Source organism: Lentibacillus songyuanensis, from assembly GCF_039548255.1.
Lineage (GTDB): Bacteria > Bacillota > Bacilli > Bacillales > Amphibacillaceae > Lentibacillus_C > Lentibacillus_C songyuanensis.
This window is the reverse complement of the sequence record NZ_JBCLVH010000018.1, coordinates 25,619-40,918: the sequence shown is the minus strand read 5'-3', so window position 1 is coordinate 40,918 and position 15,300 is coordinate 25,619. Positions and strand designations below refer to the sequence as shown.

13 protein-coding genes and 1 riboswitch are annotated in these 15,300 nt (G+C 44.8%); all 13 genes read right to left on the bottom strand.

Annotation, left to right across the window (positions count from 1 at the left end; translation table 11 throughout):
• Positions 1-52 precede the first annotated feature (52 nt).
• Complete coding sequence (locus WMZ97_RS15940; RefSeq protein ID WP_343273083.1) at positions 53-2,008, bottom strand: FUSC family protein; 1,956 nt, start codon at positions 2,006-2,008, stop codon at positions 53-55.
• Between the two features lie 154 nt (positions 2,009-2,162).
• The gene (purD, locus tag WMZ97_RS15935; RefSeq protein WP_343273082.1) at positions 2,163-3,434 is read right to left on the bottom strand and encodes a phosphoribosylamine--glycine ligase; all 1,272 of its coding nucleotides are present in this window, start codon (positions 3,432-3,434) and stop codon (positions 2,163-2,165) included.
• 201 nt (positions 3,435-3,635) lie between these two features.
• Entirely contained in the window at positions 3,636-5,159 is a 1,524-nt protein-coding gene (purH, locus tag WMZ97_RS15930) for a bifunctional phosphoribosylaminoimidazolecarboxamide formyltransferase/IMP cyclohydrolase (RefSeq protein WP_343273081.1), read from the bottom strand.
• 36 nt (positions 5,160-5,195) lie between these two features.
• Positions 5,196-5,774, bottom strand: coding sequence for a phosphoribosylglycinamide formyltransferase (purN, locus tag WMZ97_RS15925; RefSeq protein ID WP_343273080.1), 579 nt, complete (start codon positions 5,772-5,774; stop codon positions 5,196-5,198).
• Entirely contained in the window at positions 5,771-6,790 is a 1,020-nt protein-coding gene (purM, locus tag WMZ97_RS15920; RefSeq protein WP_343273079.1) for a phosphoribosylformylglycinamidine cyclo-ligase, read from the bottom strand. Before purM ends, purN begins: the two co-directional genes overlap by 4 nt.
• Entirely contained in the window at positions 6,780-8,219 is a 1,440-nt protein-coding gene (gene purF / locus WMZ97_RS15915; RefSeq protein WP_343273078.1) for an amidophosphoribosyltransferase, read from the bottom strand. Before purF ends, purM begins: the two co-directional genes overlap by 11 nt.
• Positions 8,195-10,438 (bottom strand): phosphoribosylformylglycinamidine synthase subunit PurL, encoded by a 2,244-nt coding sequence (gene purL / locus WMZ97_RS15910; protein ID WP_343273077.1) that lies wholly within the window; start codon positions 10,436-10,438, stop codon positions 8,195-8,197. Before purL ends, purF begins: the two co-directional genes overlap by 25 nt.
• Complete coding sequence (gene purQ / locus WMZ97_RS15905) at positions 10,422-11,105, bottom strand: phosphoribosylformylglycinamidine synthase subunit PurQ (RefSeq protein ID WP_343273076.1); 684 nt, start codon at positions 11,103-11,105, stop codon at positions 10,422-10,424. Before purQ ends, purL begins: the two co-directional genes overlap by 17 nt.
• Positions 11,102-11,353: a phosphoribosylformylglycinamidine synthase subunit PurS gene (gene purS, locus WMZ97_RS15900; RefSeq protein WP_343273075.1), complete on the bottom strand. Its 252-nt coding sequence runs from the start codon at positions 11,351-11,353 to the stop codon at positions 11,102-11,104. Before purS ends, purQ begins: the two co-directional genes overlap by 4 nt.
• Entirely contained in the window at positions 11,350-12,063 is a 714-nt protein-coding gene (gene purC / locus WMZ97_RS15895; protein WP_343273074.1) for a phosphoribosylaminoimidazolesuccinocarboxamide synthase, read from the bottom strand. The genes purS and purC overlap by 4 nt, the downstream gene beginning before the upstream one ends.
• Positions 12,041-13,369: an adenylosuccinate lyase gene (purB, locus tag WMZ97_RS15890; RefSeq protein ID WP_343273073.1), complete on the bottom strand. Its 1,329-nt coding sequence runs from the start codon at positions 13,367-13,369 to the stop codon at positions 12,041-12,043. The genes purC and purB overlap by 23 nt, the downstream gene beginning before the upstream one ends.
• Positions 13,362-14,495 (bottom strand): 5-(carboxyamino)imidazole ribonucleotide synthase, encoded by a 1,134-nt coding sequence (purK, locus tag WMZ97_RS15885; protein WP_343273072.1) that lies wholly within the window; start codon positions 14,493-14,495, stop codon positions 13,362-13,364. Before purK ends, purB begins: the two co-directional genes overlap by 8 nt.
• Positions 14,482-14,973, bottom strand: a complete 492-nt coding sequence (purE, locus tag WMZ97_RS15880; RefSeq protein WP_343273071.1) for a 5-(carboxyamino)imidazole ribonucleotide mutase — start codon at positions 14,971-14,973, stop codon at positions 14,482-14,484. Before purE ends, purK begins: the two co-directional genes overlap by 14 nt.
• A 164-nt stretch (positions 14,974-15,137) precedes the next feature.
• Positions 15,138-15,238, bottom strand: a riboswitch (purine riboswitch).
• Positions 15,239-15,300: the final 62 nt, after the last annotated feature.

Sequence of the window (15,300 nt, the reverse complement as noted above, 5' to 3'; positions counted from 1 at the left end):
TTTTGTTTTGTCTGATTGACACCTTTCATTGGTTGAAAAGATAGATGTCTTTTCAACCAATCGGTATCCGCGCACTGGACTGTAACGCCTGCTGTAAATCCGCCGCTTCCTTCTGGATTTGGGTATATCCATTAATAGGCGGAATATACCTTGTGCTTGGTGCAGACCCACGTTCGCTCGCTTTTGCCATGGTTTCAAACACAAGCAGAAATTGTGCAAGGTCTGCATCGGAAAGGACCGGACGATACTGACTCTTTGATGACGATTCCAGTAAATATCCCAATTGTTCGATCGAAAAAATAACTGGCCAGATAAATTCCAGCGCCTTTTTATTATTAGGAATTTCTCCCAATGCGGTCGTATAAACAATCCTTAAATTTGCCAAATTGGAGTACATTTTGCGCATTTCCCGGCTATTAGTAAAATCATGCTTTGCCGTTTCCGCGGAAAAAAGCAGTACGAGAAATTGTATCTCACTCCGAATCGTCTTGGCAACCAAACGGGAAAGCCTGCTGGATGCAGACCGCCGGCTGGTGATTAGTGTCCCGATCAGTCCAATCGCACAACCAATAAAAATGTCAGTAATCCGTGCAGTAGCGAAGTAGCTGACATTATGGATTTGCGTGGTATTTTCCGCCATAAATATGGCATTCGGGGTAATGAAGAAAACAGCGAGTGCATAATTGCGAACAATAAACGCCTCTGTCAAAAACGTTAACGTCAGAACAATGAGCACAATTAAAAATCCATCTGGATGGGTTGATAACAGTGCACTTGCAATGAGAATCCCAATCACTGTACCAAGTGTTCGTTGAATCGCCCGATGATAGGTTGTCATGATCGTCGCCCCTAGCATGACTGCAGCACAGGATAAAGGAATCCAGTAAGAACGGTCAAAGTTAAAGCCAAACGCAACCAAGGCAGCTATCATCAGAATGAAACCATAACGAAGCGCTGAAATAAACACAATCGAATTACGGTGCAGGCACGCACCTAAGATTTCCTTTAACGGCTGTTTGTTCACAGCTATCTTCCTGTTCATCATCTCAGTTGACCCGCTGACAATGCTTTCTGCTTTTTGAACCTCTTTGCCCAAACGATTGGTCATTTCATCGGTATCCATCGTCATTATTTCCTGGGCGGACGTATAACCTTTCACACCAATTGCATCCGCTAGTCCTCTTAATGAATTGCCAAGTTCTGCTGGAAGCTGTTGATCACTTTCGGTGTAAAACTCCAGTACTTCCGAATAGATAATATTTGCCTGCTCGTATAATAAATATAACTGCTTATAGACATTCGATTTATCCCAGGGTAAATATCCGGCCAGCAGTGTGTCCTCCGCATTTCTAATCGTTAGCAAGGTTTGTTGTCGTTTGGCACTGAACGTATCTGTTCCGACCGCATCCAACAGCGATGAAAGCTCGCGGTATACTTGCTTCATTGCCGTTATTTCCGGTCCGCGTGCATGAACAAACCAACCCGCCATTGCAACAAGCCATGACAGTGCACCACCGAGGAATACAAGCCCGGCACGCATTGGTGCGAGTGATGGATCAATTGGCATGGCGGATGTCATCGAAAAGGTAAGCACGAAAAACACTGCAGCCGGCCCAGGAATTTTCAAGGCTCCAAAAATGAATGTAACCACGGCGCCAATCAGCCCCATCATCAATGCTAACGAATAGGGATACGGCGCCAACAGCGTACCTAAGCCAACCGATAACGCGATTCCAATCATCACAAAGAATAATTTTTTCGCCCGCTGTGCATACGGTTCATTAAACATATAAAGAAATGTAAACGCCCCGATCCCCATTAATAACCCATTTTGCAGATTTCCTGCAAGTAATCCGATAAACGGAGGTACAGCCATACAAATCCCGGCTCTAAATGCTTTCCACCATGGGAATGGATTTTTTTTGATAGCAAACGCCTGCCGAACAAGTGCTAAGAAGCTGGAGGATTCAGCGGCAGCAGCTGTCGAATGATTTTGATGTCTTGTCATAAAGCATGAACCCCTCCATTTTTTATGTGTGGTAAAATAAACAGAGGGCTGATCGTAGAAAAATCAGCCCTTAGCTATTATACGCATAAAACAGATAAAAAATCTATTTAGGCGCCATATTTGAACATGTAAACTTATTTGCGTTCTTGACATTCTATATTGCACTCGTTTCTTGTACGCTTTGTTTTCCGATATCCGTTCGATAAAAGAACGCATCCGTTAAGTCGGCTGACATTAAAATCTTGTAAACAAGCTTAACAGCATGTCTAAGTGTATGTCCTTTGCCGCCAACAAGCAATACCCGTCCGCCATCTGATTGATACGATTGCCCCACAAGCTTCGTTCCAGCATGTGCAACAAAAACGCCATCCTCACTCGGAATACCAGGCAATGCTGCCCCTTTTTCATATGTATTCGGGTAGCCCTTTGCGGCAACAACTACTCCTGCGCAAAAGTTGTCTTCCCATTCCAATCGTGGATTTTGTCCATGCATCACGTCGATAATGACTTGAAGCAGCTCGTTCTTCAATAAAGGCAAGACAACCTGAGTTTCCGGATCGCCAAATCGGGTATTGAATTCAATAACTTTTGGACCATCAGCCGTCAATATTAAACCAGCATATAATATCCCTGTAAATGGCCGCCCCTCATTCATTAACCCGCGCGCCGTTTTTGTTAGTATCTCCTGGTAAGCATAAACAAGATCCTCGCCTGTCACATCAGATGCTGGTGCATATGCTCCCATCCCGCCAGTGTTTGGTCCTTGGTCATGATCGTATGCACGTTTATGATCGCGAGCAGGCAGCATCGGATAAACATTCCCTTCATGAACAAGTGCCATGAGTGAGAATTCCGGTCCGATTAAGCATTCCTCGATGACAATCGTCGTGCCTGCTTCAGCAAATGTGTGCTCTACAAGCATGGCATCAACCGCCTGTAATGCCTGCGCTTTCGTCTCCGCTACAACCACGCCTTTTCCCGCTGCCAGCCCATCTGCTTTTACTACAATCGGTACACCCTGTTCGATAATATACTGCTTTGCCTTTTTTGCATCGGTAAATGCGGCATATGCAGCGGTCGGAATATCATATTTCACCATAAATTCCTTGGCGAATTGTTTGCTTCCCTCTAATAATGCCGCTTCCTTTGTCGGGGCAAAAATGGCTAATCCTGCTTCCTGAAAGCGGTTGGCGATTCCGGCGTTAAGTGGGTTTTCTGGTCCAACAATAGTTAAATCAATCTGTTTGGTCTTGGCAAATGTGATTAGTCGGTCGATATCCATTTCATCAATGGCCACACACGTTGCTTGTTGCGATATACCACCATTCCCAGGTGCCGCATAAAGATTGGTCACCGCTTCACTTGCTGCCAATTCCATCACGATACTGTGCTCGCGTCCGCCGCGTCCGACGACTAATATATTCATCCAAACGCTCCCCTTTGTTTAATGAGATTACAAAAAATATCCTATTACTATGTAACGTACGCCTGCATTTCCTATTACATAATCATAGTTCAGCCTAGTTCGATCAACTTTGTGCCCGATTCGATCAACTTTCATGTCCACTCGATCAACTTCTACATATATACGATCAACTTTATGTTCAGCAATCAAATAATTGCTTCCTTAGTGTTTAAAATGGCGCATTCCCGTAAATACCATGGCAATCCCATGTTCGTTACACACATCAATCGAATCCTGGTCCCGCTTAGAGCCGCCTGGCTGAATAATTGCAGTAATACCGGCATCTGCCGCCGCTTCTACCGTGTCGGGCATGGGGAAAAAGGCGTCAGAGGCCATCACCGCGCCAACTGTTTTTTCTCCTGCCTGTTCGACGGCAATGTTTGCAGCACCAACCCGATTCATCTGTCCCGCTCCAACACCAATCGTCTGGTTATTTTTCGCCAATACAATAGCATTTGACTTTACATGCTTTACTGCTTTCCAGGCAAATAACAAATTAGTAAGTTCTGCTTCCGTCGGCTTACGATTCGTTGCGAAGGTGAGATCCGCCTCGCTTACAGCCCCATAATCATAGTCCTGCACCAGGATGCCGCCCATCACACTCGTAATCTTTTGCCTGTTTGCTGATCCATCATTCCATTCCAACTCTAGCAGCCGGATATTCTTTTTCTTTGTCAATAATGTAAATGCATCGTCACTAAAGCCTGGGGCAATGATGATTTCCAAGAAGATCTTGCTTAAACGTTCCGCGACAGCTACATCAATAGTACGGTTGCAAACAACAATGCCGCCAAAAATCGATACTGGATCCGCATCATACGCTCTGGTAAATGCCGTTTCAATTGTATCCCCAATCCCGATGCCACAAGGATTCATATGTTTAACCGCAACAGCCGCTGGTTCCTCATAGTCAGCAATAATCTCCAGCGCTGCATTGGCATCCTGAATATTATTATATGATAACGCCTTTCCATGCAGCTGTTTTGCTGCGGCAAGCGTCCCTGCCATGTGTTGGACATCCTGGTAAAAGGCAGCGGTTTGATGTGGATTCTCGCCATAGCGCAATGTTTGGACCTTTTCGTATGTTTTTGTAAGTGCTTCCGGAAACGATTCTTCGGTAAAATAATCTGCAATCATGGCATCATAATTTGCCGTATGACGAAACACCTTAGCAGCTAACTGTTTGCGTTTAGCAACATCCAATGTCTGGTTTTGTATTGCTTGTAAAATGCCATCATAGTCTGCCGGATCGACCACGACAGCAACATCAGCTACATTTTTAGCCGCGGACCGTAACATGGTTGGACCGCCAATATCGATGTTTTCAATAATCTCCGCTTCGGAAACACCAGGTTTTGCCTGTGTTTGCTTAAATGGGTACAGATTTACCACCACCAGATCAATTGGGGTAATCGACAGGTCCTCAAGCTGGTTTTGGTGATCGGCATTGTCCCGTTTCGCCAGCAATCCTGCATGAATATATGGGTGTAATGTCTTCACCCGTCCATTAAGGATCTCTGGAAAACCGGTAATATCCTCGACAGCGATTGCTTCCACTCCAGCCTGTTTGAGCGTGCTCAATGTCCCCCCGGTCGAAATAATTTCGTAACCTTGTTCAGTGAGTCCCTTCGCAAAATCGACAATGTTGTCTTTATTCGATACACTAATTAACACTCGCTTTTTCATTCAAACACGCCTCACTCTATTATATAATTTTTCTTCCTATCTACTATTGTACACAAGATCATTGATAACTTTTGGATATAATGCATGCTCCACCTGCTGAATGCGCTTGTGTAATGTTTCCTTTGTATCTCCCTTATAGATAGCTACAGAAGCTTGCTCAATAATGGGCCCGGTATCCATTCCCGCATCGACAAAATGAACAGTTACACCTGTTGTCATAACCTTTGCTGCAAACGCCTGCCCGATCGCATCTTTGCCAGGGAATGCCGGCAGCAAGGATGGGTGAATGTTCACGATCCGATTTTGATAAGCTTCAAGCAATGTTGGCCCAATCATTCGCATGTAACCGGCAAGAAAAATCCATTCTACGTTTAGCGTTTGCAGCTTATGAATGATTTCTTGTTCATAAGCCAGTTTACTAGAATAGTTCTTCGGATCAAAAACAAATACCGGTATCGTATAATTTGTGGCCAAACGAACAACCCTGGCCCCTGGTTTATCACAAACGAGCAGCGAAATCTCGCAGGCCAGCTTATTTTCGACAGACGCCTTCATTATTGCTTGAAAGTTACTGCCCGTTCCAGAAGCAAACACGGCCGCTTTCACCTTTCTCATGATTCGAACCGCACTCCTTCTTGATCAGTTACCTTGCCGATTAGCACAGCGGATTCGCCACGCTCCGTGAGTATCTTGATCGCTGTAGATACTTCATCTTTATTTACCACAATTGCCATGCCAATTCCCATATTAAAGACACCGTACATTTCCTGTTCGTCAAGCTGCCCAAGTTCCTGTAAAAAGGAGAAGATCGGCGGTTTTTCCCAGCTGGTTAGATCGATCGAGACACCAAGACCAGCCGGCAGCATCCGGGGGATATTTTCATAGAATCCTCCACCGGTAATGTGGGCAGAACCCTTTATTTCAATCTTTTTCATTAGAGCATCCGTTTGTTTCGCATAAATTTTTGTCGGTTCTAAAAGAACATCTTGGAGGGGCTTCGTCATGGCAGAATACGTTTTAGAAACATCCAAACCATCGACCAGTTTGCGCACTAAGGAAAAACCATTGGAGTGGATGCCGCTTGATGCGATACCAATCACACAATCATCCGCTTGAATAGCTTGACCTGTGATCAGCTTTGATTTTTCTACGATGCCAACTGTAAAACCAGCCAGGTCATACTCCGTTTCTTCATACATTCCCGGCATTTCTGCTGTCTCACCGCCAATCAAGGCAGCCCCCGCTTGCACACAGCCTTGCGCAACACCGGAAACAACTTGTTCGATCATCTTAGGGTCATTTTTTCCACAAGCAATATAATCGAGGAAAAATAATGGCGCGGCACCTTGGGCAACAATATCGTTCACACACATAGCAACTAAATCCTGTCCCACCGTATGATGAATGCCAAATTGATGTGCCAGTTTCAGCTTCGTGCCAACTCCGTCTGTACCGGAAACCAGAACAGGTTGTTGGTACGAAAAACCGCTTAGATCAAACAACCCGGCAAATGCTCCAATATCTCCAAGTACTTCCTGACGTGTTGTTTTAGCAATGTGCTTTTTCATCCGTTCAACTGCCTGATAACCTTTTTCCACATCGACTCCTGTCTCTTTATAGCTAATAGACAATTGGCACCGTCCCTTTCCTTGGGGAATGATTACTAATCGCGGGCTGCTTATGTTGTTCTGTCACTGGGTAAATCCCACTCATGCAGGCTGTACATATCCCCTGGTTAATCGTTTTATCTTTTACAATTGCTTTTTCCAAACCGGTCGCTGACAGGTACGCGATGCTGTCCGCTCCGATAATAGCACTAATCTCGTCAAGCGTACGGTTAGCGGCAATAAGTTCACTTCGTGTTGACATATCAATTCCGTAATAGCATGGATGCTGAATGGAAGGAGAAGCGATCCGGACATGAACTTCCTTCGCACCTGCATCTTTTAGCATGTGGACAATCCGCTTGCTTGTCGTTCCTCTAACAACAGAATCGTCAATCATCACAATACGTTTGCCTTGAACAATTCCCCGGACTGGTGCAAGTTTCATTTTTACGCCTTGTTCACGCAAATCCTGCGATGGCTGAATAAACGTCCGGCCTACATAACGATTCTTTATAATGCCCATTTCATATGGCAATCCGCTTTCTTCGGCATACCCAATCGCCGCCGAAATACTGGAATCCGGGACCCCAATTACCATATCAGCATTAGCAGGCGCTTCTTTCGCCAATTCTCTTCCCATGCGTTTTCGTGATGCATGCACATTGACATGATTGACATTGCTATCGGGACGGGATAAATACACATATTCCATTGCACACATTTTTCGTTGCTTCCGCATAGCAAATTGCTCCGATTCAATCCCAGCGTCACTTATAGTAACCAGTTCTCCTGGCAATACCTCACGAATGAAAGTAGCACCAATTTGATCAAAGGCGCACGTTTCTGAAGCAATCACATACGCATCACCCAGTCTGCCGATCGATAAAGGGCGAATACCACTTGGATCGAGCGCAGCGTACATGTTTTCCTCATTGAAAAGAACAAACGCATACGCTCCAACAATCTGGTTAAGTGCTTTGGCAACCGTTTCCGTTGTCATTTTGGCACCATCCCGCTTGATTAAATGGGCTAGCACTTCCGTATCTGAGGTAGTTTGCAGAATACTGCCCATATCTTCCAGTTGACCCCGCAGCTCGTCAGCATTCGTGATATTGCCATTATGTGCTAATGCCAGGCTGTCCGTTTGTGATCGAAACAACAATGGCTGCACATTTTCAATTCCGCCACTACCCTGGGTTGTATAGCGAACATGACCAATAGCTGCCTTTCCTGTAAGCTTGGAAAAGTCTACATCACTAAAAACTTCATTAACGAGACCTAAACCCTTATGTGCTTTTAGGTTGGTTCCATCATTCACAACAACACCGGCGCCCTCCTGCCCACGATGCTGAAGTGCATGCAGTCCATAGTACGTAAGCTCAGCTGCTTGCTTGTTTCCCCAAATTCCAAAAATCCCGCACTCTTCGTTTATGCCTTTGATTTCAGCAAGCATGGAATAGCTCCTTTCCAGCAATCATAAAGTGTGTCCACATTCGTTGCTAGCACCCTTTTCCCATTGCCGACGACCGTATACATTTGATCTGCCGTTACCACACCAACTTGTGTTGCATCGTCAACCAGCTTTGTAAACTGTTCTTCGTCTTCCTGCTTTACCGATACAAGAAATCGGGATTGCGTCTCACTGAAAAGCTCGACCGTCATATCACCGGTTAAATATACATTTGCGCCCAATCCTTTTTGGTTAAAACAACATTCAGCAAGAGCTACCGCTAAACCGCCCTCTGCTAAATCGTGGGCGGACTGGATGATGCCATGGTGAATCGCATTCAGCAATTGCGATTGGCGTTTACTTTCTACTGCCAAATCAATCATTGGTGCTTTCCCAGAGTAGCTTGCTTTCCCATCCGCCTCTGACAACACACGCTGCAATTCACTTCCACCGAACTCAGGCTTCGTATCCCCAATAAGAAAAATAGCGTCACCAGCTTGTTGAAAATAGCTCGATGTGATATGTTCCAACGATTCCATCAAACCAACCATACCAACAACTGGAGTTGGAAAAATCGCTTTTCCGTTTGATTGGTTATATAATGACACATTTCCGCTAATAACCGGTGTCTTTAAGTAACGGCACGCCTCACTCATACCAGCAATGCTTTGTTCCATTTGCCAATAGATTTCCGGATTTGTTGGGTTACCGAAATTAAGCCCATCCGTGATACCTATTGGTTTCGCACCGGAACAGACAACATTGCGCGCCGCCTCGGCCACAGCAATTTTTCCGCCAGTTTCTGGATCTAAATACAAATATCGGGAATTACAATCGGTTGTAATCGCCAAAGCTTTATCCATCCCTTTCAAACGGATAACCGCAGCATCCGAACCCGGACCAACTACTGAATTGGTCTGCACCATCGTGTCGTACTGCTCGTATACCCATTCTTTACTGGCGATTGTTGGCTGTTGGAGCAGCTGTTTCAGCATGTCCTTATGATCCGAAACTTCCGGGATGACATTTTTCATCTGTTGAAATGCGTGAAAGTATGCCGCTTCATCGGAAGGCATATGATATACCGGCGCTTCCTCTGCCAAGGCATCGACAGGGACATCCGCCACAACCTCTCCATGTTGGATTAAGCGAAATGTCTTCTCTTCCAAAACATGGCCGACAGCAACGGCTTGCAGTCCATATTTTTCAAAAATATCGACAATTTCTTGTTCACGACCTTGTTTCACCACAAGCAGCATCCGCTCCTGTGATTCGGAAAGCATTAATTCATATGCACTCATATGCCATTCACGCTGCGGAACAAGATCCAGATTCATTTCCATCCCGGTTCCCGCTTTACTGGCCATTTCACTTGCTGACGACGTTAACCCCGCTGCACCCATATCCTGCATCCCAACCAGCGCATCCGACTTGATTACTTCCAGGCAAGCTTCAATGAGCAGTTTCTCCATAAATGGATCCCCAACCTGGACAGCTGGCCGATCTTTATTTGCATCTTCACCCAGATCATCGGATGCAAATGTTGCTCCATGAATGCCATCGCGGCCGGTTGCTGCACCGGCGTAGATAACGGTATTGCCTACTCCAGCTGCAATACCTTTTTGAATATCATCGTGGTTAATTAACCCGACACACATCACATTGACTAACGGATTCTCCTCATAACAGTCATCAAATTGAATTTCTCCACCAACAGTTGGCACACCAACACAATTGCCATACCCAGCAATCCCGTGTACAACTTCCCGGAACAGATAGTTGGTTCGATCGTTCCGCAAGTCTCCAAAACGAAGCGAGTTCATTAACGCGAGCGGACGAGCCCCCATCGAAAAAATATCACGAATAATCCCGCCAACACCAGTTGCTGCACCTTGATACGGTTCAACGGCTGAAGGATGATTATGGCTCTCCACTTTAAACACAACCGCTTGATTATCACCAATATCAATTATTCCAGCACCTTCTCCTGGCCCTTGTAACACATGTGCTGCTTTCGTTGGGAATCGCTTCAGCAATGGTTTGGATGTTTTATAGCTGCAATGCTCTGACCACATCACTGAGAAAATACCCGTTTCGGTGAAATTCGGCCGGCGTCCTAAAATCGCTTTGACCTTGTTATATTCCTGTTCACTAAGTCCCATTTCCAAATAAAGCTTTTTAATCTCGATTTCGTTTGGACTTATTTCAGACGTTTGCAACATAGGATTCCCTCCAATTTAGGATCATCGACTGAAAGACTTTTAATCCGTCATCACTGCCAAGAAGTGCTTCAACTGCTCTTTCCGGATGCGGCATCATTCCCAGTACATTGCCTTGTTCATTAAGAATTCCAGCGATATTGGCAGTAGACCCATTAGGATTGTTTTGATACGTAAACGCGATTTGGTTGTTTTTTTGTAAGCGGTCAAGGGTCTCATCATCACAGAAATAATTTCCTTCTCCATGCGCAATCGGGAACTGCACGATATCATTTTCATTGTATTGACTTGTAAACATGCTCGTATTATTTGTGACACGTACTATTTCCTGATGGCACATAAAGGCAAGATGTTTATTAGGCAGCATTGCACCCGGAAGCAAACCTGTTTCTAACAAAATTTGGAATCCATTACAAACACCGAGTATCGGCTTTCCTTTAGCGGCATGGATTTTGATTTGCTGCAAACAATCCGAGGTGGCTGCGATCGCCCCTGAACGGAGGTAATCCCCATAGGAAAACCCGCCAGGCAACAAAATCGCGTCATAGTTTTCCAGGTTACTATTTTCATACCACACGAGATCTGCTTCTATGTTTAGAACGTCTTTTACTGCATGGTACATGTCACGGTCACAATTCGATCCTGGAAATACGATCACAGCAAATTTCACGAAGGTACAACCTCCTCGATTTCAAAATGATAATCTTCCATAACCGGATTCGCCAGCAGTTGATCACACATCATGTGCACCCGCTCTTCAAGATTTACTTGATCTTCTGTATAGAATTGAATAGATTTACCGACACGGGTATCGTTGACTTCACTAAATCCAAGCGAATGGAGCGATGTTTCGACCGCTTTTCCCTGTGGATCTAACACACCTTGTTTTAACGTAATATTTACTGTAACCTTCATCATGCTTTGGCCTCCAGTCGTTGTAAAATCGTATTGTACACATCCAATAAATCGCCCGTTCCCTGGCGAAATACATCTTTATCCATCTTCTCGTTTGTTTCGACATCCCATAAGCGACATGTATCCGGGGAAATTTCATCAGCCAAGATGATACACCCACTGGCAAGCCGGCCAAACTCTAATTTGAAATCTACCAAGCTTAGATTAGTAGAAAGAAACAGTTCTTTTAGCACATCATTAATCGCTAACGCCTTATCCTTTATTTCCTGTAATTCTGCTTCATTTACGCCACTTAACAATAATGCATGCTGATCATTAATCAATGGATCATCCAATGCATCATCCTTGTAAAACAACTCAACAATCGGTGGCGCAAAGTTAGTCTTCTCTTCCACCCCTAGTCGTTTAGTAATGCTGCCGGCAGCGAGATTCCGAACAACAACTTCAATCGGAATGATTTCTGTTTGCCAGACAAGCTGTTCGGTTGCGTTTTGTTTCTCGATAAAATGCGTCTCGATTCCTTGTTCATGAAGGCAGGTAAATATCCGTGCTGAAATTTCATTATTCAACCGTCCTTTCCCAGTAAAGCTTGCTTTCTTTTTCCCATTAAACGCTGTTGCGTCATTTTTATAAGCTAAAATCAGCTGGTCGGTTGCCTCTGAAGACTGGTAAACCTGTTTTGCCTTTCCTTCATACAACAATTCCGCTTTCATGAGCTTCACCTCGTTTTAGTCCGATTCGGTCAAAAATCCGATCAACATTTTTCAAGTGATAGGTATAATCGAAACAATCATCGATTTCTTCCTGCGACAGTATGCTGTTAATTTGTTCATTTCGCACCAGCAATTTCTTAAAATGCGTTTCTGTTTCCCACGCTTCCATTGCTTTTGGCTGTACGATGTCATACGCTGTTTCACGTGCTATCCCCTTGTCAATTAATGCCAGCAGAACGCGCTGTGAAAAGATGACACCATGGGTTTTATCCATATTTCGTTTCATATTTTCCGGGAACACCGTCAAATTCTTCATGATTGTGGCAAAGCGGTTCAACATGTAATCTAAAGCTATCGTCGTATCTGGCAAAATCACCCGTTCGGCCGATGAATGAGAAATATCCCGCTCATGCCATAGCGAAACATTTTCATAAGCAGTGACCATATTACCGCGTACCACTCGGGCCATTCCCGTCATATTTTCTGAACCGATCGGGTTACGCTTATGTGGCATAGCCGAAGAGCCTTTCTGTCCTTTTGCAAAAAATTCCTCCACTTCCCGCGTTTCCGTCTTCTGCAAACCGCGGATCTCTGTTGCAAATTTTTCGATCGATGTTGCTACTAATGCTAACGTGGCCACATAATCAGCGTGTCGATCCCGTTGCAGGGTTTGTGTCGATACTGGTGCTGGTGTCAGGCCAAGCTTTTCACAAACGTACTGTTCCACATATGGATCAATATTCGCATATGTCCCTACCGCGCCGGAAAGCTTACCAAATTCAATGTTTCTGGCAGCAAACTTAAACCGTTCCAGGTTACGTTTCATTTCCTCATACCATAAAGCCAGTTTCAGACCAAACGTGGTTGGCTCCGCGTGTACACCATGGGTCCGGCCCATCATCACCGTATGCTGGTGTTCCAATGCTTTGTCATGCAAAACAGCAATAAAGTTTTCGATATCACGTAAAATTAGTTCATTCGCTTGTTTAAGCAGATAGGATAGGGCTGTATCGACAACATCGGTTGAGGTCAAGCCATAATGGACCCATTTCCGTTCTTCGCCAAGTGTCTCTGAGACCGCGCGAGTAAAAGCCACGACATCATGACGCGTCTCCTGTTCGATTTCATAAATCCGGTTGATAGCAAACGAGGCGTTCTGTCTGATCTTCTCCACATCTGTTCTCGGGATAACCCCAAGCTCACTCCATGCTTCACACGCCAAAATCTCCACTTCAAGCCATGCCTTGAACTTATTCTCTTCGGTCCAAATCCGACCCATTTCTTCCCGTGTATACCGATCAATCATCACGCTTCCCCCTATATTTCGTTAGCTGTTGATTCACTGCTTCGGCTGTATCTGCCGTAAATGTCACATGCCCCATTTTTCGTTTCGCCTTTATGTCCACTTTTCCATATAAATGGAATGACCCTTCGTTTGATTGTGCCATCTGCGTTAACGCATGCTCCATATCCTCACCAAGAATATTGACCATTGCAGCATGCTGGACAAGTTTTACCGGGATCAACGGCAAGCCACAGATTGCTCGGATATGCTGTGCGAACTGGGAAATAGTGCAGCCTTCGATCGTATAGTGACCAGAATTATGTGGTCTTGGCGCCATTTCGTTGAGGAAAATATCCTTACCCTTAACAAACATTTCAATGGCAAACGTGCCAACGACGTCGATGCTATCTGCTAGTATGGAAGCAGCTCCGATCGCTTTATCATGAACCTGATCACTGATTGCTGCTGGCGCTGTTGTTTGATATAAAATGTGATCCTTGTGCACGTTCTCGGCAATTGGGAAAAATGCTATCTCGCCAGTTACTGTGCGGGTAAAAACAACGGATATCTCTTTATCGAATGGCACCCATTGCTCGATAATGCAGTGCCTGTGCTTAGCGGCAAATTCCATCGCAGCTTTTTTGTCAACTGCAGATGTAAGTTTAAGCTGCCCTTTTCCATCGTAGCCACCGCGACACGTCTTGATAACTACTGGCAGTTCTGTATTTTCTAATGCCTTTTCACATTCGTGAGCAGTAGTTACAATCGAAAATTTCGGTACAGGCAAACCAGCTTGTTGCATCTGCTGCTTTTCTTTTTCACGATTTTGTGTGATTGCCAATGCCTGTGACCCTTGAGGAAGTTTCCCTTGTTCGGCAATATAGCGTGCAGCAGTAAGATCGACGTTTTCAAACTCATATGTAACCACGTCACTGATGTTCGTTAGCTTTTCAATCGCTTGCAGATCATCATATGCAGCCACGATCTGTTCATCAGCTACTTGTGCAGTTGGGCAATTTGGTGTGGGATCAAGCACGGCAAGCTTATATCCCATATGTCTTGCCGCAATCGCCATCATTCTTCCCAACTGCCCGCCACCGATAATACCAATTGTTTTTGGTGGTAAAATCACCTTATCCTTTGGCAAGATCATCCCTCATTTCCGCTACTTTTTCCTGCATCTGTTCTCGATAGACTTGAAGATTTTCTGCAATCTGTTCGTCAAACGCACCAATTATTTCCGCAGCAAGAATCCCTGCATTTGTTGCCCCCGTTTTGCCAATGGCCACGGTCGCAGTCGGTACCCCGCCAGGCATCTGTACAATTGATAAAAGCGAGTCTAGTCCATTTAATGCCTTACTTTTTACAGGGACACCAATTACCGGTAACGTTGTTTTGGCAGCTACCATGCCAGGCAAGTGCGCCGCACCACCGGCACCGGCGATGATTACGTTTAGCCCACGTGCACGCGCTGTCTCGGCATATGTAAACATCTCGTTAGGCGTCCGATGTGCTGAAATCACTTGCTTTTCATATGAAACCTGTAAACGATCCAGTACATCACACGTATGCTTCATCGTTTCCCAATCCGATATACTGCCCATAATTACACCAACCCGTGCCATCGTATCCCTCTTTCTTATTTATAATAAACTTTCTGATCTAGTTGCGCGTGGAACCAGCGACTACCGCCAAGGCTTTTCAAAACAAAAAAAGTCCATTCAAATCTCCTCCTACAAGAGAAGATGAATAGACTTTTCTGACATGACGAAACTAATCATTGCATCTGCAACGATTCACCTTCCCTCATAGTCCGGCATTTACGGTGCCGGGTAGAAACTTCCAAGCCATATTCTCAGGAAATATATGAGGTTACCGTATTCATTTGTTGGTTTAAGGATAGCAAATAATAGAATGATCTGTCAATAAAACAACGGAACATTTTTATACAA

Coding starts and splice junctions, on each gene's coding strand:
- purF (WP_343273078.1), bottom strand. CDS start 8,219: ATGCTTGCTGAAATCAAAGGCATAAACGAAGAGTGCGGGATTTTTGGA.
- purD (WP_343273082.1), bottom strand. CDS start 3,434: ATGAATATATTAGTCGTCGGACGCGGCGGACGCGAGCACAGTATCGTG.
- purB (WP_343273073.1), bottom strand. CDS start 13,369: ATGATTGATCGGTATACACGGGAAGAAATGGGTCGGATTTGGACCGAA.
- purH (WP_343273081.1), bottom strand. CDS start 5,159: ATGAAAAAGCGAGTGTTAATTAGTGTATCGAATAAAGACAACATTGTC.
- WMZ97_RS15940 (WP_343273083.1), bottom strand. CDS start 2,008: ATGACAAGACATCAAAATCATTCGACAGCTGCTGCCGCTGAATCCTCC.
- purN (WP_343273080.1), bottom strand. CDS start 5,774: ATGAGAAAGGTGAAAGCGGCCGTGTTTGCTTCTGGAACGGGCAGTAAC.
- purC (WP_343273074.1), bottom strand. CDS start 12,063: ATGAAAGCGGAATTGTTGTATGAAGGAAAGGCAAAACAGGTTTACCAG.
- purL (WP_343273077.1), bottom strand. CDS start 10,438: ATGTTGCAAACGTCTGAAATAAGTCCAAACGAAATCGAGATTAAAAAG.
- purE (WP_343273071.1), bottom strand. CDS start 14,973: ATGGCACGGGTTGGTGTAATTATGGGCAGTATATCGGATTGGGAAACG.
- purS (WP_343273075.1), bottom strand. CDS start 11,353: ATGATGAAGGTTACAGTAAATATTACGTTAAAACAAGGTGTGTTAGAT.